Origin of the sequence: Leucobacter sp. VD1 (assembly GCF_037150695.1) — a bacterium.
Taxonomy (GTDB): domain Bacteria; phylum Actinomycetota; class Actinomycetes; order Actinomycetales; family Microbacteriaceae; genus Leucobacter.
Window position 1 is genome coordinate 445,283 of record NZ_JBBCPO010000002.1, and the last position, 25,981, is coordinate 471,263.

22 protein-coding genes are annotated in these 25,981 nt (G+C 68.6%); 10 read left to right on the plus strand and 12 right to left on the minus strand.

Going from position 1 to position 25,981, the window contains the following annotated elements; translation table 11 throughout:
* Nucleotides 1–85: 85 nt before the first annotated feature.
* Nucleotides 86–3,643 carry an efflux RND transporter permease subunit gene (locus WFL22_RS07450; RefSeq protein WP_336992108.1) on the plus strand — a complete coding sequence of 1,186 codons (3,558 nt, stop codon included), beginning with the start codon at nucleotides 86–88 and terminating at the stop codon, nucleotides 3,641–3,643.
* Here the strand turns inward: WFL22_RS07450 and WFL22_RS07455 are convergent.
* The 5 genes from WFL22_RS07455 to WFL22_RS07475 form a co-directional block, all read right to left on the minus strand.
* Nucleotides 3,615–4,061, minus strand: coding sequence for a Fur family transcriptional regulator (locus WFL22_RS07455; protein WP_336652527.1), 447 nt, complete (start codon nucleotides 4,059–4,061; stop codon nucleotides 3,615–3,617). The two genes, WFL22_RS07450 and WFL22_RS07455, sit on opposite strands and share 29 nt — an antisense overlap.
* A gap of 76 nt (nucleotides 4,062–4,137) precedes the next feature.
* On the minus strand, nucleotides 4,138–4,968 hold the full coding sequence (locus tag WFL22_RS07460) for a metal ABC transporter permease (protein WP_336992109.1): 831 nt from the start codon (nucleotides 4,966–4,968) through the stop codon (nucleotides 4,138–4,140).
* The gene (locus WFL22_RS07465; RefSeq protein ID WP_336652525.1) at nucleotides 4,965–5,900 is read right to left on the minus strand and encodes a metal ABC transporter permease; all 936 of its coding nucleotides are present in this window, start codon (nucleotides 5,898–5,900) and stop codon (nucleotides 4,965–4,967) included. Before WFL22_RS07465 ends, WFL22_RS07460 begins: the two co-directional genes overlap by 4 nt.
* Nucleotides 5,900–6,697: a metal ABC transporter ATP-binding protein gene (locus tag WFL22_RS07470; protein WP_336652524.1), complete on the minus strand. Its 798-nt coding sequence runs from the start codon at nucleotides 6,695–6,697 to the stop codon at nucleotides 5,900–5,902. The genes WFL22_RS07465 and WFL22_RS07470 overlap by 1 nt, the downstream gene beginning before the upstream one ends.
* On the minus strand, nucleotides 6,697–7,788 hold the full coding sequence (locus WFL22_RS07475) for a metal ABC transporter substrate-binding protein (protein ID WP_336992110.1): 1,092 nt from the start codon (nucleotides 7,786–7,788) through the stop codon (nucleotides 6,697–6,699). Before WFL22_RS07475 ends, WFL22_RS07470 begins: the two co-directional genes overlap by 1 nt.
* 129 nt (nucleotides 7,789–7,917) lie before the next feature.
* Here WFL22_RS07475 and WFL22_RS07480 point away from each other — a divergent pair, with 129 nt between their 5' ends.
* Complete coding sequence (locus WFL22_RS07480) at nucleotides 7,918–9,324, plus strand: amidase (protein WP_336992111.1); 1,407 nt, start codon at nucleotides 7,918–7,920, stop codon at nucleotides 9,322–9,324.
* Between the two features lie 54 nt (nucleotides 9,325–9,378).
* Here WFL22_RS07480 and WFL22_RS07485 read toward each other — a convergent pair whose 3' ends face one another.
* Complete coding sequence (locus WFL22_RS07485; protein ID WP_336992112.1) at nucleotides 9,379–10,251, minus strand: inositol monophosphatase family protein; 873 nt, start codon at nucleotides 10,249–10,251, stop codon at nucleotides 9,379–9,381.
* Nucleotides 10,252–10,445: 194 nt separating this feature from the next.
* On the opposite strand from WFL22_RS07485, the gene WFL22_RS07490 reads away from it, so the two are divergent.
* Complete coding sequence (locus WFL22_RS07490; protein WP_336992113.1) at nucleotides 10,446–11,513, plus strand: inositol-3-phosphate synthase; 1,068 nt, start codon at nucleotides 10,446–10,448, stop codon at nucleotides 11,511–11,513.
* Between the two features lie 84 nt (nucleotides 11,514–11,597).
* Here the strand turns inward: WFL22_RS07490 and WFL22_RS07495 are convergent, their stop codons facing one another.
* On the minus strand, nucleotides 11,598–12,890 hold the full coding sequence (locus tag WFL22_RS07495; protein WP_336992114.1) for a glycosyltransferase: 1,293 nt from the start codon (nucleotides 12,888–12,890) through the stop codon (nucleotides 11,598–11,600).
* 123 nt (nucleotides 12,891–13,013) lie between these two features.
* Between WFL22_RS07495 and WFL22_RS07500 the strand changes: the two genes are divergently transcribed.
* The 4 genes from WFL22_RS07500 (at nucleotide 13,014) to WFL22_RS07515 (ending at nucleotide 17,287) form a co-directional block, all read left to right on the plus strand.
* A complete protein-coding gene (locus WFL22_RS07500) occupies nucleotides 13,014–13,235 on the plus strand; it encodes a heavy-metal-associated domain-containing protein (RefSeq protein ID WP_336652518.1) in 222 nt (73 codons plus the stop codon).
* A 4-nt stretch (nucleotides 13,236–13,239) separates the two neighbouring features.
* Nucleotides 13,240–15,486 (plus strand): heavy metal translocating P-type ATPase, encoded by a 2,247-nt coding sequence (locus WFL22_RS07505; RefSeq protein ID WP_336652517.1) that lies wholly within the window; start codon nucleotides 13,240–13,242, stop codon nucleotides 15,484–15,486.
* Between the two features lie 33 nt (nucleotides 15,487–15,519).
* Nucleotides 15,520–16,545 carry a cation diffusion facilitator family transporter gene (locus WFL22_RS07510; RefSeq protein WP_336992115.1) on the plus strand — a complete coding sequence of 342 codons (1,026 nt, stop codon included), beginning with the start codon at nucleotides 15,520–15,522 and terminating at the stop codon, nucleotides 16,543–16,545.
* A 94-nt stretch (nucleotides 16,546–16,639) separates the two neighbouring features.
* Nucleotides 16,640–17,287, plus strand: a complete 648-nt coding sequence (locus WFL22_RS07515) for an MIP/aquaporin family protein (RefSeq protein WP_336652515.1) — start codon at nucleotides 16,640–16,642, stop codon at nucleotides 17,285–17,287.
* A gap of 133 nt (nucleotides 17,288–17,420) precedes the next feature.
* Here the strand turns inward: WFL22_RS07515 and WFL22_RS07520 are convergent, their stop codons facing one another.
* From WFL22_RS07520 to WFL22_RS07540, 5 genes are all read right to left on the minus strand, one after another.
* Nucleotides 17,421–18,044 (minus strand): GNAT family N-acetyltransferase, encoded by a 624-nt coding sequence (locus WFL22_RS07520; protein WP_336652514.1) that lies wholly within the window; start codon nucleotides 18,042–18,044, stop codon nucleotides 17,421–17,423.
* Between the two features lie 16 nt (nucleotides 18,045–18,060).
* Nucleotides 18,061–19,398, minus strand: coding sequence for a dihydrolipoamide acetyltransferase family protein (locus WFL22_RS07525; RefSeq protein ID WP_336652513.1), 1,338 nt, complete (start codon nucleotides 19,396–19,398; stop codon nucleotides 18,061–18,063).
* A 28-nt stretch (nucleotides 19,399–19,426) separates the two neighbouring features.
* Nucleotides 19,427–20,428, minus strand: coding sequence for an alpha-ketoacid dehydrogenase subunit beta (locus tag WFL22_RS07530; RefSeq protein ID WP_336992116.1), 1,002 nt, complete (start codon nucleotides 20,426–20,428; stop codon nucleotides 19,427–19,429).
* A complete protein-coding gene (locus tag WFL22_RS07535; protein WP_336992117.1) occupies nucleotides 20,425–21,612 on the minus strand; it encodes a thiamine pyrophosphate-dependent enzyme in 1,188 nt (395 codons plus the stop codon). The genes WFL22_RS07530 and WFL22_RS07535 overlap by 4 nt, the downstream gene beginning before the upstream one ends.
* A gap of 82 nt (nucleotides 21,613–21,694) precedes the next feature.
* Nucleotides 21,695–22,798 carry a histidinol-phosphate transaminase gene (locus tag WFL22_RS07540; protein ID WP_336992118.1) on the minus strand — a complete coding sequence of 368 codons (1,104 nt, stop codon included), beginning with the start codon at nucleotides 22,796–22,798 and terminating at the stop codon, nucleotides 21,695–21,697.
* A 98-nt stretch (nucleotides 22,799–22,896) separates the two neighbouring features.
* Here WFL22_RS07540 and WFL22_RS07545 point away from each other — a divergent pair, with 98 nt between their 5' ends.
* From WFL22_RS07545 to WFL22_RS07555, 3 genes are all read left to right on the plus strand, one after another.
* Complete coding sequence (locus WFL22_RS07545) at nucleotides 22,897–23,307, plus strand: phage holin family protein (protein WP_336652508.1); 411 nt, start codon at nucleotides 22,897–22,899, stop codon at nucleotides 23,305–23,307.
* Between the two features lie 151 nt (nucleotides 23,308–23,458).
* Nucleotides 23,459–24,844: an adenylosuccinate lyase gene (gene purB, locus WFL22_RS07550; RefSeq protein WP_336992119.1), complete on the plus strand. Its 1,386-nt coding sequence runs from the start codon at nucleotides 23,459–23,461 to the stop codon at nucleotides 24,842–24,844.
* Nucleotides 24,845–25,076: 232 nt separating this feature from the next.
* Nucleotides 25,077–25,931 (plus strand): siderophore-interacting protein, encoded by an 855-nt coding sequence (locus WFL22_RS07555; RefSeq protein ID WP_336992120.1) that lies wholly within the window; start codon nucleotides 25,077–25,079, stop codon nucleotides 25,929–25,931.
* Nucleotides 25,932–25,981: the final 50 nt, after the last annotated feature.

Below are 25,981 nucleotides of genomic sequence, written 5' to 3' on the forward strand. Positions count from 1 at the left end.
CGCGCAGCAGCCGCGGCGATCCGCCCGCAGCAGGCCCGGCGATGGCAGCCTCCCCTGCCCGGGCCCGCTCACATCGAAAGAGCACATGTCCTTTCTCACTCGCACCAGCCTGAAGAACCGCTTGATCGTGGGGCTCGCCACCGTCGCCGTTGCGGTTCTCGGCCTCATTTCGATGGGCTCACTCAAACAAGAGCTGATGCCCTCCATGCAGGTGCCTGCCGCGTTCGTGTCGGTGCAGTCACCCGGGCTCGCCCCCGAGGAGATGGCACGCACGGTCACCGCACCCACTGAGCAGGCGCTGCGCGCAGTGCCCGGCGTGACCCGCGTCACCTCGACGACCGCGAGCGGCACCGCAGACATCACCGTCGAATGGCCCTTCGAAGAGGGCGAGGAGGAGACGCTGCGCACCATCCGTGCCGCAGCAGACTCGCTGAAGTCGACGTTCCCGACTGGCAGCGAGGTGCAGGTGTTCTCGGGCGGCGCCGACGACATGCCCGCGATGGTGCTGAGCGCCGGCACCACAGGCGATTCCGCCGCGTTCGCCGACGAGCTCGCACGCTCGGTCGTGCCCGCCCTGCAGGGCGTGAACGGTGTGCAGAAGGTGGAGCTTGCGGGGCGGCAGGAGCAGCGGATCCTGATCGCGCTGCGCCCCGCCGATGTCGACCGTTTGAAGATCGACGCCGCTCAGATCGCTCCGGCGCTGGAGGCTCGCGGGGCGGCCCTCCCGGCCGGGCAGGCCACCTCTGATCGTGGCGAGCTCTCCGTGACCGTGGGCAGCGGCCTCAGCACTGTCGAGGAGATCGCGACCCTGCCCTTCACCACGACCGGCGCAGACGACACCGTCGCCGTCGTGCACCTCTCTGATTTCGCCGATGTCACCACCGAGGCCGTGCCGGCCGAATCGATCTCCCGCGTCAACGGGAAGCCGGCGCTCACCCTGCAGGTGTTTCCCGCGCACGGAGCCAATGTCGTCGACATTTCGCACGCCGTTACCGCCGAGCTCGACAAGGTCGCGCCGAGCCTGAAGGCCGAGTTCGTCACGATCTTCGATCAGGCTCCCTACATCGAGCAGTCCATTCACGATCTCTCGGTCGAGGGCGGCTTGGGCCTGCTCTTCGCAGTGCTCGTCATCCTCGCCTTCCTCGGGTCGTGGCGTTCAACGGTGATCGCGGCGGTCTCGATCCCACTGTCGCTGCTCATCACGCTCATCGGGCTGTGGTGGAGCGGCAACACGCTGAACATTCTCACCCTCGGCGCGCTCACCATCGCGATCGGTCGCGTGGTCGACGACTCGATCGTGGTGATCGAGAACATCAGCAGGCGTCGTGGTTCAGGGCCGCTCACCGTGACGGGCGTGGTCGCCTCCGTGCGCCAGGTCGCGGGCGCCATTACCGCGTCGACGCTCACCACCGTCGCGGTCTTCCTGCCGATCGCACTGGTCTCGGGCATTGCCGGGCAGCTCTTCCGGCCCTTCGCCGTGACCGTGACGATCGCGCTGCTTGCGTCGCTGCTCGTCGCCCTCACGATCGTGCCGGTGCTCGCTTACTGGTTCATGAACCGGCGCGGTGCGCGCACGGCAGGGGCGCAGGATGCGGATCCGGAGCACGATGACGAGCTTGCCGAGACCCGCACCGCACCCGACAGGCTGCAGCGATCCCTCATGCCCGCCCTGACCGCAACCCGCAGGCACCCGGCGATCACGCTCATCGCCTCCACTCTCGTACTTGTCGCAACGCTCGCGATGACCCCGTTCCTGCAGAGCGACTTCCTGGGCTCCTCCGGCAATGAGAGCTTGCAGCTCACGCAGACCCCGCCGCAGACGGGCGACGCCGAGCAGCTTGTCGCGGCCGCTGAACCTGTCGAGCGTGCGCTCGCGAAGGTGCCGGGTGTGCGCGACGTGATGACGTCGATTCCCGTGGGCGGCGGCGCCGCGGGCATGCCCGCTTCGATCTCCTACGATGTGCAGCTTGAAGACGGCGCCGACGCGGAGACCGTGGGCGACGCTGTGGAGCGTGCCGTGGGGCGTGTGCCTGATGCGGGAGAGGTGCAGTTGCTCACCCAGGACGCCTTTGTCAGCGGCGCGGGCGGTGGCGGCATTGCGCTGCAGATCCGTGGCAACGACCCTGCGGCGCTGCGGCAGGCCAGCAAGCTGCTCGAGGATCAGCTCAGCGAGTCGGCGAGCGTGCAGTCTGTGCGAAGCGAGCTCACGGGCGAGCAGCCGGTGGTGCGGGTGAAGCTGAACGAGGATCGGGCCGCGCTGCTCGGCTTCGATCGTGCGCTCGTGGCAGACGCGGTGCGCACCGCGCTTGAGGGTAAGACTGTCGGCCGCATGATGTTCGAGGGCCGTGAACGCGACATCGTGCTGCGCACCCCCGGTGCAGAGCGCACGGCGGAGCAGCTCGGCTCGCTGATGCTGCCCGTCACCCCGCAGCAGACGGCGCAGGCGCAGAAGATCGCCGCCGACGCGCTGCAGGAGCGGGCCGAGGCCGAGGCTGAGACGCAGCGCGCCCGCGCCAATGACGAACTGGCGAAGCAGCTGCGCGAGGCCGGGGCGCAGCGCGCGCAGCTCGTCTCCCAGCTGGGCGAGCTGAACTCGCAGCTCGCCCAGCTGCAGAGCCTGCCGGTGGTGCCTGAGCCGCCGCTGGATCCCGCTGACGAGGCTGCGATGCGTGCCGCCCAGCAGCGGGCGGAGCAACTTGCTGCGTTGGAGGGAGCTATCGCCGGCGCTCAGAGCGGCATCGAGGGCATCGACGAGCAGATCTCGGCGCTGCGTCAGTCGCAGACCGAGGCTTCTGAGCAGCTCGCGCAGCAGGAGCAGGCGGAGGCCGAACAGAAGGCGGCGGCCCGCATCACCGGCACCGCGATCGCTCTCGCCGATATTGCGACCGTCGAGGAGGAGTTGACCGCTCCTACGATCACGCGCGCCGACGGCGAGCGCCAGGTCACGCTCACGGTGACGCCGCGCAGTGGCAAGTTGGACGCGGCGAACGCGGCTGTGGAACGCGCGATCGCCACTGCGCAGCTGCCCGCCGGTGTCAGCTTTGAGCTCGGTGGCGTGAGTGCTGAGCAGGATGAGGCCTTCGCGCAACTGGGTGCCGCGATGATCGCCGCCATCATGCTGGTGCTGCTGGTGATGGTGGCCACTTTCCGCAGTTTCCGTGGGCCGCTCGTGCTGCTGATCTCGATTCCGTTCGCGGCGACGGGCGCGATCCTGGGCCTGCTGCTGACAGGCACCCCGTTGGGCCTGCCCGCGCTCATCGGTCTGTTGATGCTGATTGGCATTGTGGTGACGAACGCGATCGTGCTGATGGATCTTGTGAACCGTTTGCGTGCCGCGGGTGCGTCTCTCGAGGATGCTGTCGAGCACGGCACTCGTCTGCGGTTGCGGCCGATTCTGATGACCGCTGCGGCCACGATCTTCGCGCTGGTGCCGATGTCGCTGGGGCTTACGGGTGGCGGCGTGTTCATTTCACGCCCGCTCGCCATCGTGGTGATCGGCGGTCTGGTGTCGTCGACGCTGCTCACCCTGGTGCTCGTGCCGATTCTCTACACGCTGGTTGAGCGGCGGCGGGAGCGGGTGAGCCTGCGCCGGGCGCGACGCCGGGCTCAGCGGATCATTGCGCGGAGGAAGCGGGCGGCGTAGCTGCGGCCTCGTCGGAGGTCTCTTCGGCTCGTGCGCGGCAGCGCTCGCACAGGCCGAAGAGATCGACGACGTGCTCGATCTCGGTGAAGCCGTGCTCGGCTCCGACCTTGCGCGTCCATTCTTCGACCACGGCGGCGGAGAGTTCGCGGGTGTCGCCGCAGCTGCGGCAGATGAGGTGGTGGTGGTGTCCGGTCATCGTGCATGAGCGGAACAGGTTTTCGCCCTCGGGTGACTGCAGCGAGTCGGCTTCACCGGTTTCGGTGAGGCTTGCGAGGGCGCGGTAGACAGTGGCGAGGCCGATGGTGGATCCGCTGTCGCGCAGCTCCTGATGCAGCTGCTGGGCGCTGACGAAGCCGTGGGCGCCGGCCAGCGCCGCACGCACGGCTTCGCGCTGCCACGTGTTCCGTTTCGGCTGCATGGCGCTTCCTCTCTTGGGGCTTTCTTGCGCGTCTGCCCTCCACCGTAGCGCGGTTCCTCAGAGTCTGGCGGCTCGCTCAGGTCTTGCGCGGGCGCGGCGCGTGGTTGGTCTGCGGCAAGGTTCGCGTACGCAGGGTGCGGATCGCGACAGCCCCGAGGAATACGAGTGTCATCACGAGGCCCACGGATCCGCCCGCCGCAATGCCGAACTGCCGCGATGCCCAGAGCCCGAGCAGGCCGCCAGCAATACCCAGCCCGGCCGCGATGGGCGGCACCCACTGGATGCGGTCGGTGAGCGCGAGCGCCGCAGCAGCGGGTCCGATGAGCACCGCGACCCCGAGGATCGCGCCCACTGCCGGCATCGCCACCACCACTGCCGCGGCGACCACGCCGACCACCACGAGCTCCACGGGCCAGGCCCGGAATCCGGCGGCTGCGAAGCCCACGGGGTCGAAGGTGTGGAACAGAATCCGGCGCCGTGTCATCGCGAGCACGGCCCCCGTGAGCAGCAGCACCGCCCCCGCTGCGGCGACGTCACTGATGGTCACGCCGAGCGGCGACCCGATAAGCAGCGCTTCGACGGGCACTCCCAGCCCCGGGTTGAGGCTTGCGAGCAGTGTGCCGAGGGCGAAGCCCAGCGAGAGCACCACGCCGCTCGCGACCTGGCGCCCCTGCCCGGGGATGCGCGAGAGCAGCGTCATCACGAGTACGAGCAGCAGCGCGAAGAGCGCCTGCCCGAGCAGCAGGTTCCACCCCAACACCGCGAAGACGACGCCGCCAGGGAAGGTGGCGTGGCTCAGTGCGACCGCGAAGAAGGAGCGGCGTCGGAGCACGATGAGGGTGCCGGCGAGACCGGAGAGGAGGCCCAACAGGGTGAGCTCGATGGCGGCGAGCGCGAAGTAGCTCATGCGCGCATCCGATCACGCAGCGTGCGCAGCAGCGCCGCCAGCAGGTAGGCGGCCACGAGCAGCAGCACCACCACCGCTCCCGGCGACACCGTTGCACCGGCGCCCACCGACCATTCAAACGACAGCCACAGCCCCGCGAAGCCGGCCGCGAGCGGCACGAGGATCGCGATCGGGATGAGCAGCGCGAAGCCGCGCGAGACCAGCCGAGCCGCCGCCATTGGCACTGTCAGCAGTGCCACCACCATGAGCACGCCGAGCGCCTGCACCCCGGCCACGGTGAGCAGTGCGACTGCCACTCCCAGCGCGAGGTCGGTGCGCAGCGTGCGAAACCCTGCGGCCTCGAAACCAGCGGGGTCGAAGGCGCGGAAGAGTTGCGCACGACGGGTGAGGAGCACGATGAGGATGGCCGCGGCCGAAACCACTGCGATCTGCCAGATCTGCGCAGACGTCACCGTGAGCAGGCGGCCGAAGAGGAGTTCTTGCAGCTGCGAGACGTAGCCCTCCTGCCGCGAGACCAGCACCACGCCGAGGCTGAAGAGGCCTGTGAGCACCACTGCGATCGCCGCGTCGGCCCCGATCCCGCGCCGCTCGATCACAGTGAACAGCACCGCAGCGAGCAGCGCCGCTACCACCGCACCGGGCAGCACCCCGGCGACGCCGCCGAGCGCCGCACCCACCACGAGCCCGGGAAACACCGCGTGCACCAGCCCGTCGCTCACGAACTCGAGTTCGCGGAAGCTGATGAAGAGCCCCACCACGCCTGCGGCAACCGCGAGCATCGCGACGGTCACGAGCGCGCGCCACATGAACGGCAGCGTGAAGATTTCGACGGGCGAGACGGCAGCCAGCGGGCTCGCCATGAGTGGGGCGATCGCCTCGGTGAGCGGGCCGGATCCGGCAGGTGCGAGAAGCCCCGCGAGCCGCACGAGCACTACTCCGTCTCTCTCGTGGTCGTGACGGTGTGGTGGTCGAGTTCGACGGTGGTGTCTTGGAAGGCGTGCTGCACGGCGTCAAGGGTGAGCGCCTCGTCGAGCGGGCCGAAGGCGGCCGGATGCCCCGGTTCATCGGGGGCGTGGCCGCTCGCCAGCAGCAGCACGTGCGTGCACGCCTGCTGCGCGATCTCGAGATCGTGCGTCGACACGATCACGGTGCGCCCTTCGTCGCGCAGCTCGCGCACGAGCCGCAGCAGCGTGTCGCGGTTCTCACGGTCGAGACCGTTGAAGGGTTCGTCGAGCAGCAGCAGCTCCGGATCGGACACGAGCGCCCGCGCCAGGATGCCGCGCTGCTGCTGACCGCCGGAGAGTTCGCCGAAGCGGCGCCCGGCGAGCCCTGCGAGCCCGACGCGCGCCAGCGCCTCGGTGACGGCGGCGCGACCTGCGCGGCCGATCGGCTGCAGCGCGCCACGCGAGCGATACAGCCCCATGGTGACGACCTGGCGCAGGCTGACGGGCAGTGTGGCATCTCGGGTGTCTGCCTGCGGCAGTGTGCCGATGCTGCGCCGCGCCCGATCCGGCGTGCCGCCCAGCACGCTCACGCTGCCGGCGGTGAGCTCCGACAGCCCCAGGATGCCGCGCAGCAGCGTCGATTTGCCGGAGCCGTTCGGGCCGATGAGTGCGACGGCGGCACCTCGCGGCACTTCGAGGGTGAGCCGTTCGACGCGCGTCACACCGGCGTAGCCGAAGGCTGCGCCGTCGAGGGCGAGCGCGGCTGCGGAGGGTGCGTCGGTCATCATTGCAGACTAGCGGGCAGCGGATCGGGCGTGACGCCCCACGCCTCAAGAATGACGCGCGTGTTGTGCACGGTGGCACCGATGTAGGTGTCGGCTCCACCGCTCTGAGCGCCGGGGGCACCGAGCGAGTCGGCGTAGAGGGATTCGGCATCGATCACCTCGACGCCGGCCTCGGCGGCGATGGTGCGCGCCAGTTTGGGGCTCATCGACGATTCGACGAAGACGGCCTTGACGCCGCGCTCTGTGATGGAGGCCACCAGGGCATCGATGTCGGCGGCGCTCGGCTCGGCGTTGTCTTCGAAGCTCGGCAGGATCGACCCGGCGAAGGTGATGCCGTAGTCGTGCAGGTAGTAGCGCAGCGAGTCGTGGCCGCTGACGAGCACCCTGTCTGCAGCTGGCACGCGCTCGAACTGCGCGGCGATCCAGGTGTCAAGCTGGTCGAGCTGGTCGAGGTACCCCTGGGCGCGGGCGGCGTAGTCGGCGGCGTGGGCAGGGTCGGCTTCGCTCAGGCCGGTGGCAATCTCCTGCACCATGCCGGCGGCGTTGCGAGGGCTGGTCCAGATGTGCGGGTTCACGTCGCCGTGGTCGTGATCGGCGTGCTCTTCGGTGTGGCCGTTCTCAGAGGCGGGGGTGTCTGCGGCGTGGTCGTGGCCGGCTTCGTGCTCGTGGGCTTCGCCCCCCTCGGCGGTGATCTCGCGCAGCAGCTCGGGGTCGAGGCCGTCGACCGCGGTGATGATGCGCCCGTCGAAGCCTGAGGCCTCGATCGCCCCGTCGATGAAGGTTTCGAGGCCGGCGCCGTTGACGATGAGCACGTCGGCCTCGCTCAGGGCGAGCAGTTCGGCGGGTGTGGGGTCGAAGTGGTGCGCGGAGCCGCCGGGTGCCAGTAGCCCGGTGAGTGCGATGTCTGCGCCACCGACCTGGCTGGCGAAGTCGGTGAGCTGGGTAGTTGTGGCAACGACCTTGAGACCATCGGATGCGTCGGCGCTCTGAGCGGATCCGCTGCAGGAGGTGAGCAGCAGAGCTGTGGCGAGAGCCGCGGCTCCGAGCGAAGCGATCTTGAGGCGGCGGTGGGTGCGTGATGCGTGAGGCATGAGTGACTTTCTAGATGAGAACGAGTCTCACTCTAACAGTTCTTGATAACCGTTCGCAACAAGAGCGCTGAGGTGGGCAACGTCTGGACCGCCCGTGCGCCGCCGAGGGCCAGCGCTTAGAGTGGCGGCATGAGCGATTTCCCCGGCACCGCCCTCGAACTCCAAGCGGCCCTGCGCTCGGGCGAATTGTCGTCTCGCGCGGCCACCGAGCACTACATTGACCGCATCGCCGAGCAACCCGAACTCGGCGCATTCGTCACCGTCACCGCAGAGCAGGCCCTCGCCGAGGCCGAGGCCGCCGACGCCCGCTTCGCCGCGCTCTCCGCCGAGGAGCGCGCGATTCCCGGCGCCCTGCCTGCCTTGCACGGCCTGCCCATTGCATACAAAGACCTCGTCGAAGTGGCCGGTGCGCCCACAAGCCGCGGCACGGCAGCACTGCCCACCGCCGTCGCCGAGCACGACCACCTCAGCGTCGCGGTGCTGCGCGCGGCCGGCACCGTCTCGCTCGGCAAGACACAGGTGCCCGAACTCGGCCTCAACGCCTACTCGGAAAACCTCGTGGCCGCCCCGGCACGCAACCCCCTCGACCCCGAACGCACCCCCGGCGGCTCATCGGGCGGCAGCGCAGCCGCCGTCGCCGCCGGCCTGCTGCCTGTCGCACCCGGCAGCGACGGAGGCGGATCGATCAGGATTCCCGCCCTCGCCTGCGGGCTCATCGGATTGAAGCCCGGGCTCGGCTCAGTGCCCAGCGACGTCATCGGCGGACCGTTCGACGACTTCGGTGCACCGAAGCTCGTTGTGAGCGGCCCCCTCGCGCGCACGGTCGCAGACGCCGCCATGCTGTACGACGCGATGACGGGCTCCCCCGCGCCGAGCCTCCCAGCGGTGCGCCGAGCCGACGAACTCACCGGGCTGCGCATCGGCATGAGCACGGCGTCGCCGTTCGAATCGGCGCATCCGACCCCGATCTCCGCTGAGGCGCACGCCGCCTATGAGGCCGCAGCCGCCGGCCTCATCGCGCGCGGCCACCACGTCGAGGAGGCCCACCTCGCATATGATCCGCGCTACACCGAGGTCTTCACCAGCTGCTGGATGGCGGGGCTCTCGCTCCTCGCACTGTCACCGGAGGCCGAGGCGCGCCTCACCCCCTTCACCCGCCTGTACCGGGAACGCGCCCTCGCCACACCGCGCGAGACCCACCTCGCCGCGGCGGAAGCGCTGCGCGGCATTGCGGCGGGGCTGCGCGCGGAGTGGGCGCGCTACGACGTGGTGCTCACCCCGGGCCTCGCCACGCCCCCGCCCCGCATCGGTGCGTTCATGAACCTGCACCCCGACGCCGACTACCGCGCCCAGTGCGAGTGGACCCCGTTCACCTCGATGGTCAACGTCTCCGGTTTGCCGGCCATCGCGGTACCGACGCTCACCGTTCCCAACCCGCACGGGGCAGGGCAACTCTCCATGGGGGCGCAGCTCATCGGGCACCCCGGCTCGGAGCCACTGCTGCTGCAGCTCGCGGCACAGCTCACCAGCGGCTGAAACGGACGGGGGCGGAGCATTCGGATCCGCACCCCACACCAGAAGCAGCGGCCCTCAGGGCCGACGGCTCTGTGTGCGCATGATCTCGTGCAGCAGCTCGAAGTCGCCCCCCGCCACCGCGGCGTAGTAGTGCGGGCCGAGGTGATCGCCGTGCTCGGGCAACGCCTCGCCGTGCGCGTAGGAGCGGTAGACCCCGCCGGCGCGGCGGATGATGAACCCCCCCGCCGCAACATCCCACGGGTTCGTCTCGAACGAGACCGTCGCGTCGAGCCACCCCGCCGCGATCCACGCGAGCGCGATGCAGGTGCTTCCCAGGCCCCGCACCTGGGCGAAGGTGCGCGTCACCTCGGCGAACTGCTCAAGCGCCAGCTCGGGGAAGTGCACCAGATCGCGGGCGAGCGGAAAGTTCAACGCGACGGTGGCCTGCGCGGGCACGGTCGCCCCCACGCTCTGCAGCGGCCGGCTACGCGCCAGCGCGTCGGTGGCGTCCACCGGCTGCTCGGCGAGAAAGGCACCCCGCTCGTCGGCCCAGAACAGCTGCCCCGCAACAGGGTCGTAGATCACCCCGGCAACCATTTCCCCGGCCACAGCAACCCCGATGCTCACCGCCCACATCGCGATGCCCCGCGCAAAATTCGAGGTGCCGTCGATCGGGTCGATGTACCAGGTGAGTGGCCCCGCCCCCGCGGTTTCGCCCGCTTCTTCGCCCACGATCGCCGAGTCGGGAAAGCACTCCAGAATCACCCCGCGGATGTGGGCTTCTGCGGCGCGGTCGAAACGGGTGACGACGTCGTGCATATCGGTTTTGATGGCGACGCCGAGGTCACCGCCGCGAAAGCCCTCACGGGCAATCGCACCGGCCTCATGAGCGGCGCGGATCGCAGTTGCAACGACCATCCGCCCCTGATGCAGGCCTGTTTCGCTCATTCGGCAGCTCACTCCTCGTTCGGCGCCCGTGGGCGAGCGCTCCACGAGCCAAGCCTACGCTCGCACGGCTTCGCGCCGCTCCTCGCGGGCGGATCGTTTCGAGCCATTTCGGCCCGTTCAGCAACAGGAGTAAAATCGAAACTTGGTGCGCCCCGATGACACGGGGAAGAACAGCAAAGAAAGCAATTGGTGCTATGACTGTGAAGGTTGCCCTCGCGGGCGTCGGGAATTGCGTAAGCTCACTCGTCCAGGGAGTCGAGTACTACCGCGACGCGGATGACAGCGCCGAGGTGCCGGGGCTGATGCACGTTCGGCTCGGCGGCTACCACGTCTCGGATCTGGAGTTCGTCGCCGCCTTCGAGGTCGACGCCGAAAAGGTCGGAGCCGACCTCAGCGAGGCCATCTGGGCCGGCCGCAACAACACCATCAAGTTCTCCGAGGTGCCGCGGATCGGCGTGACCGTGCAGCGCGGCCCCACCCTCGACGGCCTCGGCGAGTACTACCGCGACGAGGTCGTGGAGTCGCCCGCTGAGCCTGTGGATGTGGCGCAGGCACTGCGCGACTCGGGCGCCGAGGTGCTCGCCTGCTATCTGCCCGTCGGCAGCGAAGAGGCCGTGAAGTTCTACGCCCAGGCCGCGCTCGACGCAGGCGTCGCCTTCGTGAACGCGGTGCCCGTGTTCGTGGCGAGCGACCCCGAGTGGGCGGCGAAGTTCGTCGAGGCCGGCCTTCCCATTGTGGGCGACGACATCAAGAGCCAGGTCGGTGCCACGATCACGCACCGCGTGCTCGCGCACCTTATGGAGAGCCGCGGCATCGCCCTCGACCACACCTACCAGCTCAACGTCGGCGGCAACATGGACTTCAAGAACATGCTTGAGCGTAGCCGCCTGAAGTCGAAGAAGATCTCGAAGACGCAGGCCGTGACCTCGAACATCTCGGCAAACCTCGACGCAGACGACGTGCACATCGGCCCCAGCGACCATGTGCCGTGGTTGGAGGATCGCAAGTTCGCCTTCGTGCGCCTCGAAGGCCGCGGCTTCGGCGACGTTCCGATGAGCCTGGAGTACAAGCTCGAGGTGTGGGATTCGCCCAACTCGGCGGGCACCATGATCGATGCGATCCGCAGCGCGAAGGTTGCCCTCGATCTCGGGCAGGCCGGCCCTGTTGAGGCGGCTTCGGCGTACTTCATGAAGTCGCCGCCGGTGCAGAAGGCGGATCACGTGGCGCGCGAAGAGCTCGAAGCCTTCCTCGCCGAGAAGTAGGCGACGCGCGGAGCGCCTGAGACCGCCCCGGCCGCACTCTGCGGCCGGGGCGGTCCCTTTGTGGCCGTGCTTCTTGGGTGGCGATCAGCCGAGGGGCGCAGGCGTCTCGGCCGTCAGCAGCCCGCGATAGACGTCGAGCAGCCGCTCAGCCGAGGCCGCCCAGTTGTGAGCGAGGGCGTGCGGGCGTGCTCGGCGAGCGAGGGGCGCGATCCGCTGCGGATCTTCCAGAAGCGAAGACAGCGCCGCAGCCCACACCCGCGGATCGTCGCCCCGCACCAGCAGCCCCGTCTCGCCGTCGACGACGGCCTCGCGCAGCCCGCCGGTGTCGCGCGCAATCACCGGCACACCCGACGCGGAAGCCTCGAGAGCGACCAGCCCGAAGGTCTCGGAGTGCGAGGGCACGAGCATCACTGTCGCGCAGCGCACGCGCTTGGCGAGCTCCTCGCGCGGCAGAGCACCCTCGAACACTGTGGTGTCGGACATGCCGTGCTTCGCCACAGCCTCATGCAGGGCGCGCACGTAGTCGTCGCCGTCGGGCGGGGCCGCACCGACAATGCGCAAGGTGGGGCGCAGCTCGGGCGGCAGCGCGGCGACGGCATCGATGGCGAGATCGAAACCCTTCAGCGGGTGCAGCCGGCCCACGAGGATCACCTCTGCGCGGTCACCCGAGCCGTGAGCCGAGGCGCCGCGCTCCATGTCGCTGTGCTCCGTGTCACCGCGATCCGCGGCACCGAGATTCTGAACACCGTGCGGATCGGTGCACGGATGGAACAGCTCGGTATCGACGCCGAGAGGCACCACAAGCACACGCGCCGGGTCTCCTGCGAGCCTGTCGAGCACCGTACGCCGCTCAGCCTCACTCACCGCAATAACCAGGTCGGCCTCGTGGGCCAGCCGCCGCTCACCCGCCAAACGCCCCGGCGATTCCGGCCGCTCGCCATCGGTGAGCGGCGACTCGGGGGGCGCCGCAATCGAGTGATAGCTCTGCACGAGCGGGATTCCCTCGCGGCGCGCCACCGGCAGCGCCGCAATACCCGAGAACCAGTGCTCGGCATGCAGCAGATCGACAGGGGTGTGCTGCAACGCGGCGTGCAGGCCTTCACCGAACTGCGCCATCACGGCTTCGTGTTCACCCTTTGCGAGCAGCCGCGCGGGGCCGGCGTCGATCTGCGCCACTACGAGCCCCGATTCGAGCACGGTGCTGGGCGGTGTAGCAGGGTCGCTGCGGCGCGTGAAGATGGTGACCTCGTGGCCCGAGCTCGCAAGCGCGTCGGCCTGCGCCCGCACCACCACGTTCATGCCTCCGGCGTCTTTGGTGCCGGGCACGTCAAGGGGCGAGGTGTGCAGCATCACGAAGCCGATACGCAGGGCAGACATGGATCGAGAGTATCGCCCACCGCCACCACCGAGTTGGCGGGAATAGCCCGAAGCGCGCCCGAGTTGATGCAATTGATACCCCATGGGGGTATGCTGAGAGAAGCCGCAACGAGAGGATCCGCCATGACCGCCGCACCCCGCACCACCGAGTACCTTGTCACCGGCATGAGCTGCGGCCACTGCGAGCAGGCCATCCGCCAGGAGGTCACCGCAGTGCCGGGCGTCACCTCGGTCGAGGTCAGCGCCGCCACCGGCCTGCTGCGCGTCGAGCACGCCGAGCCGATCGACGACACCGCGATCCGCACCGCCGTCGACGAAGCCGGCTACACCGCGACGAGGGCGTGACACCGTGAGCACCACCTACGAACTTGAAATCGGCGGTATGACCTGCGCATCCTGCGCAGCCCGCATCGAAAAGAAGCTGAACAGGCTCGACGGCGTCGAGGCCAGCGTCAACTACGCCACTGAGAAGGCGCACGTCGCCGCCCCTGATGACCTCGATCCGCAACAGCTCATCGCCGAGGTCGAGAAGACCGGCTACACCGCGGCGCTCCCCGCGCCCGCACCCACCTCAGAAGACGCAGAACGCACAGACACCCCAGATCCCGAACTCGCCTCCCTGCGCCAGCGCCTCATCGGCTCGGTCTGGCTCTCGGTGCCCGTGATCCTCCTCTCGATGATTCCGGCCCTGCAGTTCGACTACTGGCAGTGGGCGGCGCTCACCCTGACGGCCCCGGTTATCGTGTGGGCGGCGTGGCCGTTCCACCGGGCGGCCTGGGTCAACCTGAAGCACGGTGCCGCCACGATGGACACGCTGGTGTCGGTGGGCACCTCGGCGGCGTTCCTGTGGTCGCTGTATGCGCTGTTCTTCGGCACCGCGGGCGAGAAGGGCATGACCCATGCCTTCGAATTGACCGTGCATCCGCATGACGGGGCCGGCAACATCTACTTCGAGGTGGCCGCGGGCGTCACCATGTTCTTGTTGGCCGGGCGCTACTTCGAGAAGCGTTCGAAGCGGCAGGCAGGATCGGCGCTGCGCGCGCTGCTCGAACTCGGCGCGAAGGACGTCGCGGTGCGACGCGATGGTGCTGAGGTGCGCGTGCCCGTCGAGCAGTTGCGTGTCGGCGACGAGTTCGTGGTGCGGCCCGGCGAGAAGATCGCCGTCGATGGTGTGATCGTCGAGGGCGCCACCGCTGTTGACGCCTCCCTGTTGACGGGCGAGTCCGTGCCCGTGGAGGCCTCAGTCGGCGATGCCGTCACGGGCGGCACGGTGTCTACGAGCGGGCGCATCGTGGTGCGCGCCACCCGAGTCGGTGCCGACACGCAGCTCGCGCAGATGGCTCGCATGGTCGAGGAGGCGCAGTCGGGCAAGGCCGAGGTGCAGCGGCTCGCGGATCGCATCTCCGGCGTGTTCGTGCCCATCGTGCTGGTGATCGCACTCGCGACGCTCATCACCTGGTTTGCGCTGGGGTTCTCGGCGGCGAGCGCGTTCACCGCTGCGGTGGCCGTGCTCATCATCGCGTGCCCGTGCGCGCTAGGCCTGGCTACGCCGACGGCGCTGCTGGTGGGCACGGGTCGCGGTGCCCAGATGGGGATTCTCATCAAGGGGCCCGAGGTGTTGGAGTCCACGCGCCGCGTCGACACCATTGTGCTCGATAAGACGGGCACGGTGACGAGCGGGCGTATGGAGTTGGCTGAGGTGGTGCCCGCGCCGGGTCAGGACCGGGCCGAGCTATTGCGCCTGGCCGGTGCCGTGGAGATCGCGTCGGAGCATCCCATTGCGCAGGCAATCGGGCGCGGCGCCGCCGCGGAGCTGGGCATTGCGGTGGCGGATCTGCCTGTGGCGGAGTCGTTCCAGAACGTTGCCGGGCGTGGTGTGACCGCGATTGTGGCGGGAACCGCGGTGATCGTGGGCCGCACCTCGCTGCTTGAGGATTGGGCGGTGACCGTCGATGCCGCGCTGCTCGCCGAGAAGCAGCGGCTTGAGCATGCCGGTCGCACCGTTGTGGTGGCCGCCTGGGATGGGGAGGCGCGCGGTCTTTTCGCGGTCGCCGACTCGGTGAAGCCCACCAGCGCCGAGGCGATCCGCGCGCTTGAGCGCCTCGGCCTGGAAACGGTGCTGCTGACCGGTGATAACCGGGCCGTCGCCGAACGGGTTGCCGCCGAGCTAGGTATCGCGCGCGTGCACGCCGAGGTGCTCCCAGGCGACAAGGTCGATGTCATCGCGGCGTTGCAGGCCGAGGGCCGCGTCGTTGCGATGGTCGGTGACGGCGTCAACGACGCTCCCGCGCTCGCTCGCGCCGACCTGGGCCTTGCGATGGGCACCGGCACGGACGCTGCGATCGAGGCCGCCGACATCACGCTGGTGCGCGGCGATCTGCGCAGCGCGGCCGACGCCATCAGGCTGTCGCGCCGCACCCTCGCCACGATCAAGGGCAATCTGTTCTGGGCCTTCGCCTACAACGTCGCCGCGATTCCGCTCGCCGCGCTGGGGCTGCTCAACCCCATGTTGGCGGGGGCGGCGATGGCGTTCTCGAGCGTGTTCGTGGTAGGCAACAGTTTGCGCCTGCGCCGCTTCAGGAGCCTCGCCGGGTAGGGCGGCGGCGGGTAACGTTCAGGAGTGACAGGTATGGGAGAAGCGATGCAGGACGAGTGCGAGCCCGAGTTCAGCGCCGGGCACCCTGAGCGGCCCGATGCCGCCGATGGGGGCGGCCACGGCCACTCCCATGACCACGGAATCGGCAGCGGATCCGCCTCTCCGGGCACCGCAGCTGCGAAGCATCGCAAGCGGCTGATCCTCGTGCTCTCGATCACCCTCGGCGTGTTCGTCGTGCAGGTGGTGGGCGCGTTCATCTCGAACTCGCTGTCGCTGCTGGCCGACGCGGGGCACATGCTCACCGACGCGACCGGCGTCGCGATTGCGCTCATCGCGAGCCTCATCGCCGGGCTGCCCGCGACCTCGAAGCGCACCTTCGGCTATCTGCGCGTCGAGGTGCTCGCCGCGCTCGCCAACGGCATCGTGCTGGGGGTGATCGCGGTGGTCATCCTGGTGCAGGCGATTTCGCGCTTCGGCGCGGAGGTCGAGGTGCACTCAGGGCCCATGCTCGTGGCGGCGGTGATCGGTGCCCTCGCAAACCTGGTGTCGCTGCTGATTCTGCAGGCCGGGCAGAAGGAGAGCCTCAACGTGCGGGGCGCCTACCTCGAAGTGCTGGGCGATCTGCTCGGTTCTGTTGCGGTGATCATTGCCGGTGTGATCATCATGCTCACCGGCTGGAACACCGTCGACCAGATCGCGTCGATCCTCATCGCACTACTCATCTTCCCGCGCGCGATCAGTCTGCTACGCGATGTGGTCGATGTGCTGCTCGAGGCGTCCCCCAAGAACATTGATGTCGACGCCGCCCGCGACCACATGCTCGCCGTGCCCGGCGTCACCGAGGTGCACGATGTGCACGCGTGGACGATCACCTCGGGGGTGCCGGCGTTCTCAGCGCACGTCACCGTCTCTGATGCGGCATGGAGCGAGCGCGACTACCACGCAATTCTCGACGAGCTGCGGGCGTGCCTGCACGAGCACTTCGACACCTCGCACGTCACCCTGCAACTCGAACCCGCAAGCCACAGCCCCGGCGAGCCGCGGCAGCTGCATGCCTAGTGCGGGGCCTGTCGACAGTGCCCGAGCGCGGCCACAGCTTTGAGATAATCAAGGGCAAGCATGTCTTCCAACAGCTCTAAGAAAGTGAGTCGAAATGACCGGTACCGTGCGTAACGCGGTTGCTGAAGCCCTCGCGACCCTCCTGTTCGTCTTCTCGATCGTTGGCGCGATCAACAACGCGGGCGATTTCACGCCCCTCGTGATCGGCTTCACGCTGATGGTGCTGGTCTACGCGACGGGTCACCTCTCGGGTGCCCACCTCAACCCGGCCGTGTCGCTCGGTGCCCTGCTGCGCGGTGCCATGACCCTCGGCGACTTCATCGCCTACATCGTCGCCCAGTTCATCGGCGGCGCGCTCGGCGCCCTGCTCGCGACCGCCCTGTGGCCCCGTGCTGCAGCGCCCGTCGAGATCGAAACCGGCCCGGCATTCCTCGCTGAGGCCGTGCTCACCTTCGTGCTCGTCTACGTGGTGCTGAACGTCGCCACCTCGAAGGATCACGCAGGCAACTCCTTCTACGGCCTCGCCATCGGCACCACCGTGTTCGTGGGCGCCTCGATCGTCGGCCCGATCTCCGGCGGCGGCTTCAACCCGGCTGTGGCCCTCGGCCTCGCCGTGCACGGCGACTTCGCATGGGGCAACCTGTGGCTCTACATCGTGGCCCCGCTCGTCGGCGCAGCGCTCGCAGCGCTCGCGTTCCGCGCGCTCAACACGCACGACAAGCTGCAGGCCAGCGCGGCCTGATCCGCTGCACACGCACGAAGGGCGCCCCGGCTCACCGGCCGGGGCGCCCTTCGGCGTTCTCGAGGCCTGGCAGTCTCAGCGAGTTCAGCGGCCCCGGGCTCAGCGGCGATGCCTGCACCCGGTCGCAGCGGGCTCAGCCGAGGCGAAAGCCGCCCGGTGCCTCCCCCAGATGCCGCGCCACGCGATGCTCGAGCCCGAGGCGCACGCCCGGCCACTCGGGTTGCGTGATCGAGAACACGACCGTGTCGCGCAGGTAGCCGGCCGGTTCCCGCAGGTGCGCGCGCAGAATCCCGTCCTGCCGCGCCCCGAGCCGGGCGATCGCGTCGCGCGACTGCTGGTTGTGGAAGCCGGTGCGGAACTCGACGGCAGGGCACCCCCACACTTCGAAGGCGTGCGCGAGCAGCAGCAGCTTCGACTCCGGGTTCGTTCCGGTGCCGTGAGCGCTCTCGGCGTTCCACGTCGACCCGATCTCGACGCGCGGTGTGGTGGCGTCGATGTGCATGAAGGTGGTCATGCCGATGACACGGCCGGTGTCGGTGCGGCGCGCGGTGAAGGGCAGCATGGAGCCCTGCCGCTGCAGCTCCAGCCGACGCTGAATCTCGGCGGCCATGCCGTCCGGGGAAGGCACGCGCGCGTACCAGCGCCGCCACATCTCGCCGTCGCGCACCGCCTCGACAAGCTCGTCGTGGTGCTCGGCGGCGAGCGGTTCGAGCGTGACGAGCTTGCCCAGCAGAGTGCCGGGGTGGTCGAGGGTCATCGGGGTCTCCCGTCGGTCAGTCGAGCAGCAGCGCGGGCTCCTCGAGCACGGAGGCCACATCGGCGACGAAGCGCGAGATCACGTCACCGTCGACAATGCGGTGGTCGAAGGAACCGCCCACGGTGGTGACCATGCGGGGCCGCACCTCACCGTCGACCACCCACGGCTTCTGCTTGATGGTGCCCATCGCCATGATGGCGCACTCGCCGGGGTTGAGGATGGGGGTGCCGAAATCCATGCCGAAAACACCGATGTTGGTGATAGTGATGGTGCCGTTCTGCATTTCGGCCGGCTGCGTGCGGCCCTCACGCGCGGTGAGGGTGAGCTGCTCGATGGCTTTCGCGAGGTCGAGCAGGCTGAGTTCTTGCGCGTCCTTGATGTTGGGCACCACAAGACCGCGCGGTGTGGCCGCGGCGATACCGAGGTTCACGAAGTTGTGACGGATGATCTCGGTGTCGGTGAAGGTCGAGTTGATCTCGGGATTGCGGCGGATCGCCCAGAGCATCGCCTTCGCGAAGATGAGCAGCGGTGACACTTTGACCCCGGCGAAGTCGGTGGAGTTCTTGAGTCGCTTCACGAACTCCATGGTGCGGGTGGCGTCGACGTCGGTGAAGACGCCCACGTGGGGGGCCTCCGTCGAGCTGGTCACCATCGCCTTCGCGATCTGCTTGCGCATGCCCTTCAGGGGGATGCGCTCTTCACGCGCTTCGGACACCTCGGGGGTGGAGATGTTGCGGAAGAGGCTGGCCTGGGTGGCGTGCCGTACGACGTCGTCACGCAGGATCTCTCCGGCGATCCCGGTGCCGGCGACCTGTGCGAGATCGACGCCGAGGTCTTTGGCGAGCTTTCTGATGGGAGGCTTCGCGATGATCGGGCTGGCCTCGGCGACGGGGATCGGCGCCTGCGCTCGGGGCGATCCGTGCAACAGCGGCTCGCCGCCGCGACGACGGCGCGACTTCACGGTGCCGCCGGTGCCGTAGCCGACGAGCACGGCTCCGCCGCCCTCTTCGTGCTCGACGCTGGCGGCGGTATCTGCGACTGCTGTGCGGGTTTCTTCGTCGGCGAGCGCCGTCTCAGCACCGGGTGCCGGAGCGGTTTCGGCCCCGTCGGTGGCCGCGGTGGTGACTCGCAGGATCGGCTCTCCCACAGGAACCGTCTGCCCAACCTCGGCGAGCAGTTCGGTGACCGTGCCTGTGAACGGCGAGGGAAGTTCGACGAGCGACTTCGCGGTCTCGATCTCACAGATGACCTGGTTGAGTTCGACAGTGTCGCCGGGTGCGACGTGCCAGGTGACAATCTCCGCCTCGGTCAGGCCTTCTCCCACGTCGGGAAGGGGGAACGTCATCTCGCTCATGGTTGCTCCTGGGATTGGATCGGAAGTTCTAGTAGTGCATGGTGCGGTCGACGGCTTCGAGCACCCGGTCGGCGTCGGGCAGATAGAGCGATTCGATGGCCGCTGCGGGGAAGGGCACGTCGTAGCCGGAGACGCGCAACACGGGGGCCTGCAGGGAGTAGAACGCGCGCTCGGCGACCGTTGCGGCGATCTCACTGCCGACGCTGGCGTTGCCCACGGCTTCCTGCGCGACGATCAGACGCCCGGTCTTGCGCACGGAGGCGAGCAGCGGCTCGTAGTCGATCGGGGAAACGCTGCGGAGGTCGACCACTTCGAGGCTGGTGCCCTCGGACTGCGCAACCTCGGCGGCCTGCAGCAGTGTCGTCACCATGGCGCCGTAGCCGACGACGGTGCAGTCGGTGCCGCTGCGTGCGATGCGGGTCTGGTGGAGCCCCGCAGTCGGTTCGGCAGGATCCACCTCGCCCTTCTGCCAGTATTTCGCCTTGGGTTCGAAGAACAGCACTGGATCATTCGAGGCGATCGCCTGCTGAATCATCCAGTAGGCGTCGTTGGGAGTCGACGGTGCGACAACGCGCAGGCCCGGGGTGTGCGCGAAGTATGCCTCGGGGCTCTCTTCGTGGTGCTCGATGGAGTTGATGTGTCCGCCGTAGGGCACGCGGATCACCACGGGCATGTCGACCTTGCCGTCGTGGCGAGCACGGATCTTCGCGAGCTGGGTGACAATCTGGTTAAAGGCGGGGAAGATGAAGCCGTCGAACTGGATCTCAATGACGGGGCGGTAGCCGCGCATCGCGAGACCGATCGCGCTGCCGACGATGCCGGCTTCGGCGAGCGGAGTGTCGAGCACGCGGGCCGAACCGAAGTCTGCCTGCAGTTTGTCGGTGACTCGGAACACGCCGCCCAGCGGGCCGATGTCCTCGCCCATGAGCAGCACGCGCTCGTCGGCGACCATAGCCGTGCGCAGCCCCTCGTTGATGGCGCGGGCGAGCGGCAGGGTGGTGCGCTCGGTGAGTGTGGTGACGGGGCTCACTGCTCCGCTCCTTCCGCGAACGACGCTTCGTAGCGTGCGAGCCAGGCCCGCTGCTCTTCGATGCGGGGGTGGGGCTCGGCGTAGACGTGGGCGAACATCGAGTCGGCTTCGGGCGCGGGGAGGCTGAGGATCCCGTCACGCACACGCTTGGCTTCGCGATCTGCGGTCTCGCGCACCTCTGCGAAGAAGGCGTCGTCGACGCCGAGGGAGCGCAGATGCTGCTCGAGGCGCACGATCGGGTCGCGCTGCTGCCACTCTTCAAGCTCGCCGTCTGGCCGGTAGCGGGTGGGGTCGTCGGCGGTGGTGTGGGCGCCGATGCGGTAAGTGAGCGCTTCGATGTAGCCGGGGCCCTGGCCTTCGCGGGCGAGGCGCAGGAAGCGTCGACCGACCGCGTAGGCAGCGAGCGGGTCGTTGCCGTCGATCTGCACGGCGCGCAGCCCGAAACCCAGTGCGCGGCGGTAAAGTGGGGTGCGCGATTGACGGGTGACGGGCACCGAGATTGCCCAGCCGTTGTTCTGCACCACGAAGACCTCAGGAGTCTGGTAGCTGGCGGCGAAGATCATCGCTTCGTTGGGGTCGCCCTGGCTCGAGGTGCCGTCGCCGTAGAAGACCATGGTGGCTTCGCCGGTTGCGGTGCCCGGCTCACCGGCGTCCATGCTCGTGTCGCCGGCCCTGCGTTTGGCGTCGAGCAGCTGTGCGAGGGCGTTGCCGGTGGCGTGCTGGGTCTGCGCGCCGAGCACGAGCGTGTAGAGGTGGAAGTTGCCGTGGGCGGGGTCGGTGACGTCCCAGCCGCCGTGGGTGAGACCGCGAAACTGTGCGGCGATCTGCAGGAAGCTGACACCGCGGATCAGCGCGACGGCGTGCTCCCGGTAGGCGGGGAAGATGTGGTCTTGCGGCTCGGCGGCACGGGCGAGGCCCACCTGGCAGCCTTCCTGTCCGACGCTTGGCACCCAGAGCGCGAGCTGACCCTGCCGTTGCAGGTGGGTGCACTCGGTGTCGTAGGCGCGGGTGGAAACCATGTCGCGGTACCACTGCTTGAATTCGTCGATCCCGACGGCTGCGAGCTCGTCGGCGAACTCGGCTGCGGTGGCCGAGGGCGCGTAGGCGCCCGCCTCGTCGAGGAAGCGGATCGGCTCGGGATCCGCCCCACCGTGCAGCGGGCCGTAAGTCGTCTGTTCGCTCATCCTGACCCAGTGTAATGAGCACCCCCGTCACCGCGCGGATATATCGCGGGGTGGGCGGATCGGGGGGTGCGAGTCAGAAGGGTCAGTCGGCGGCGAGGAACGCGCTCACCACGCGCAGCACCTCAGGGATGCTCTCGGCTTCGCCCACCGAGATGCGCAGGCCGTGGCCTGCGACCGGGCGCACGAGGGTGCCGGCATCGGCGAAGGCATCGGCGAGCGCCTGGGCGTTCGCGACACCGCCGCGGTCTCGCCCCTCGGGCAGCCACACGAAGTTGCCCTGCGCTTCGGGCACGGCGATCCCGAGCTCGCGCAGTCCGGCGGCGAGCGCGTCGCGTCGTCGCGAAATTTCTGCGACCCGTTCGGCGTGCGCCTCGCGGGCTGCGGGGGTGAGCGAGGCCAGCGCCGCGCTCTCGGCGACGCCGGTGACTGAGAGGGGGATCCCCACGCTTGCGGCGGCCGACAGGATCGCCGGGTGCCCGACGCCGTAGCCGATGCGCAGCGCGGCGAGCCCGTATGCCTTCGAGAAGGTGCGCAGCACGACGAGGTTGGGGTGGGCGCGCAGTACGTCCTCACCGCGCACGGCGTCGGGGGCGTCGACGAACTCCCGGTAGGCCTCGTCGAGCACCACGAGGGTGTCGGCGGGCACCCGCGTCATGAAGGTGTCGAAGTCTGCGCGGCGGATCGCGGGGCCGGTGGGGTTGTTGGGGGTGCAGAGCAGAATCACGCGGGTGCGGTCGGTGATCGCATCGGCGAATGCGTCGAGGTCGTGTTCGGCGCTGGCGGTCAGCGGCACTCCTACGCCCGTGGCGCCTGAGGCGAGGCCGAGCGAGGGGTAGGCCTCGAAACTGGGCCAGGCGTAGAGGTACTCGTCGCCGGGGCCGGCGGCCGCCTGCACGAGCTGGTAGAGAATTGCGACCGATCCGGCGGCGAGGTGCACGTGGTCGAGGCTGACCCCGAACTCGCCGGCGAGGGCGGCGCGCAGCTCGGGCATGGCCGCCGCCGCGTAACGGTTGATCTCGCCCGCGCGCTGCGCCACCGCTTCGAGCACTCCCGGCAGGGGTGCGAAGGGGTTCTCGTTGCTCGACAGTTTGAAGCCCGGCTTCGTGGGCGCCGCGCCCTGCCGGTAGGCGGGGGTGGCGAGCACGTCGGTGCGGATGCGAACGGGAGGCTCGGCGGTTTCGCTCATGGATCGCCATTCTAGTGAGCGAGCGCGGGGCGGCCCGTCGGCGACGCCGGATCTACGGTGCCGTGGCATGGAGCTGCGCATGCTGTCAGACTGGGTGCATGCGTACCGTCATCCGCGTGCTCGTCAGCGCTTTCGCACTGTGGCTCACCACGCTCATTGTGGGCGGCGACGGCCCTCACGGGGTGTGGATCGAGGCGATCAGCGATGATGACTATGCCCCGATCGTCACGCTGCTGCTGGTCGCGCTCGTGTTCGGGCTCGTGAACGGCACGCTCGGCAAGGTGGTGCGCTTCGTCTCGATTCCGCTGTACATTCTGACGCTCGGCCTGTTCGGCCTCATCGTGAACGGCATCTTGTTCGCGGTGGTCGCGTGGCTTTCTGATCTCGCCGGCTTCGGGTTGCGGATCGAGTCATTCTGGTGGGGTGTGCTCGCCGCGCTCGTGATGTCGGTTCTGTCGGGGATCATGAATGCCCTGCTCGGCACCAATCGGAAGCGCGGCCGGGGCTAGACCCCCTGGCCAGAATGTTCTTTCGCGCGCAGAGGAACACCGAGGCTCTCAGGCGGCAAAGGTGGAGCGTGCAAGCGATGGCGGATCCGCCACCCCACCCGCGTGGGAGAATGGATTTTGGCCCGCGATCCCGAACCACCGAGAGGCACCCATGACTCCGCTTCCCCCGCAGCCCATCAGCCCCCTCGACGGCCGTTACCGCGCCGCGGTCGCAGGTCTCGGCGACACTCTTTCCGAAGCGGGGCTCAACAAGGCCCGGGTGCATGTGGAGGTTGAGTGGCTGGCCTATCTCACTGAGCATTCACTGCTGGGTGCGACACCGCTGCCCGCTGCCGATCTGCAGGCGTTGCGCGATTGGGCTGCAAATTTCGGTCAGGCCGAGATCGACATGCTCGCCGAGACTGAGCGCACCACTCAGCATGATGTGAAGGCTGTCGAGTATCTCGTGCGCGGCAAGCTTGACGAGCTCGATCTGGGTCGTCTCGCCGAGCTCACCCATGTGTGCTGCACGAGCGAAGACATCAACAATCTTTCGTACGCCCTCACCGTGAAGCAGGCGATCGCCGATGTGTGGCGCCCGAAGTTCGAGTCGGTCATCGTTGAGATCGCGCGCCAGGCCGAGCAGTACCGCGAGCTGCCCATGATGAGTCGCACTCACGGTCAGCCGGCAACGCCCACGACGCTCGGCAAGGAGCTTGCGGTGTTTGTGCACCGTCTGGAGCGGCAGCTCAATCAGATCGACGATGTCGAGTATCTCGGCAAGTTCTCGGGTGCTACTGGCACGTTCGCGGCGCATCTCGCGGCGGATCCCGACACTGATTGGGCGCAGGTGTCGCAGGAGTTCGTGGAGGGTCTGGGGCTCGATTGGAACCCGCTCACCACCCAGATCGAGTCGCACGATTGGCAGGCCGAGCTGTACACGCGCATCGCGCACGCCAACCGTATTCTGCACAATCTCGCCACCGATATTTGGAGCTACATCTCCATCGGCTACTTCCGTCAGATCCCGGTGGCCGGCGCGACGGGCTCGTCGACGATGCCGCACAAGGTCAATCCGATCCGCTTCGAGAATGCTGAGGCGAATCTCGAACTGTCGAACGCGATTCTCGATTCGCTGGCTGCGACGCTGGTGACCAGCCGCTGGCAGCGCGACCTCACCGATTCGTCGGCGCAGCGCAATATTGGTGTCGGTCTCGGCCATTCGGTGTTGGCGCTCGACAACATCCTCAAGGGGCTCGGCCAGATCGATGCCGCCCCCGAGGTGCTCGCGGCGGATCTCGACGCGAACTGGGAGGTGCTGGGTGAGGCGATCCAGACCGTGATTCGCGCTGAGGTGACGGCGGGTCGGTCGACGATCAAGGATCCGTACGCGGCACTCAAGGAGCTCACCCGCGGCCGCCGGATCGGCCAGGCTGAGCTTGTCGAGTTCGTGCAGGGTCTGGAGATCGGCGAGGCAGCCAAGCAGCGCCTGCTTGCGTTGACCCCCGCCACCTATGTGGGTGATGCGGCGCGACTGCTCGATTACCTGCAGCGGTAGTCGGGGCGGATCCGTGCGATCCTCCGGCTCCGACTGATCCGCGCGCCGCGCGCGTGAGTGCCTCCGTCTTGTGGCGGGGGCACTCGTCGTTTCGCCCTCGTGTGCGGTGAGCTATCCATTCTGAACGCAGCAGACGCGATAGCAACTTTGGGGCTCATCGGGATGGCCTGCGTTCTCTTGCCGCTTCGCGCCGAACTATGCCAGAGTGGAAACATCCGATGAAAGGACCGCTGTGACAGAGAATCTGCCGGCCGCCACTCGCTTCGCCCGCCAGCGGGTGCGTCACCGCTTCACCGCACGCGAGGCCGTCGTGACGGCGGTGACCTCGCCGGGCGGGCCGTTCATCCGCGTCACCCTTTCAGGCCCCGAGCTGCACGACTTCGTTTCAGATGGCCCCGCGGATCACGCGCGGCTGTTCTTCCCGCATCCTCTGACCGGCGAACTGGTCGCCCCGGCCCCGGTCGGGCCAGACGCCGACGGCATCGTGCGGCCCGAAGCACCGATGTTCCCCCGCGATTTCACGCCCCTGAACATGCGCACCGACCCCGATACCGGCCTGCGCGCCTTCGACGTCGACTTCCTGCAACACCCCGAGCCCGGCCCCGCATCAGCGTGGGCGGCAGCCGCCGAGGCGGGCGACAAGCTCGTCGTGGTGGGGCCCCGCGGGTCGGCGACGGCGCCGCAGGGTGCCGACAGTCTGCTGCTCATCGTCGACCCCTCCGCACTGCCCGCAGCTACCCGCTGGATCGCCTCGGTGCCCGCGCGCACCGAGGTCGAGGTTGTCGTCGACGCCTCCCCCGCCGATCTGGATTGGATCGAGCCCTACCTGCACGAGCACGGCGGTCGCGCCGTGACCGTCACCGAGGCTTTCGGCTCCCTCGCCGACGCGGCGACGGACGCCGGCATCGATGACGGCACCTTCCTCTTCGCAGCTGGCGAGGCCACCAGACTCATCCCGCTGCGCCGCCTCGTAAAGTACGAGTACGGTCTCCCCCGCGAGCAGTTCGCCCTCAGCGGCTACTGGAAGCGCGGCATGGTTAACTTCGATCACCACGCCCCCATCGACCCTGACGATCCCGAAGACTGAGCGGCGGCGCTGGTAGGCGGTGCCGGTGGTCTGCGGTGCGGATCGGCGGG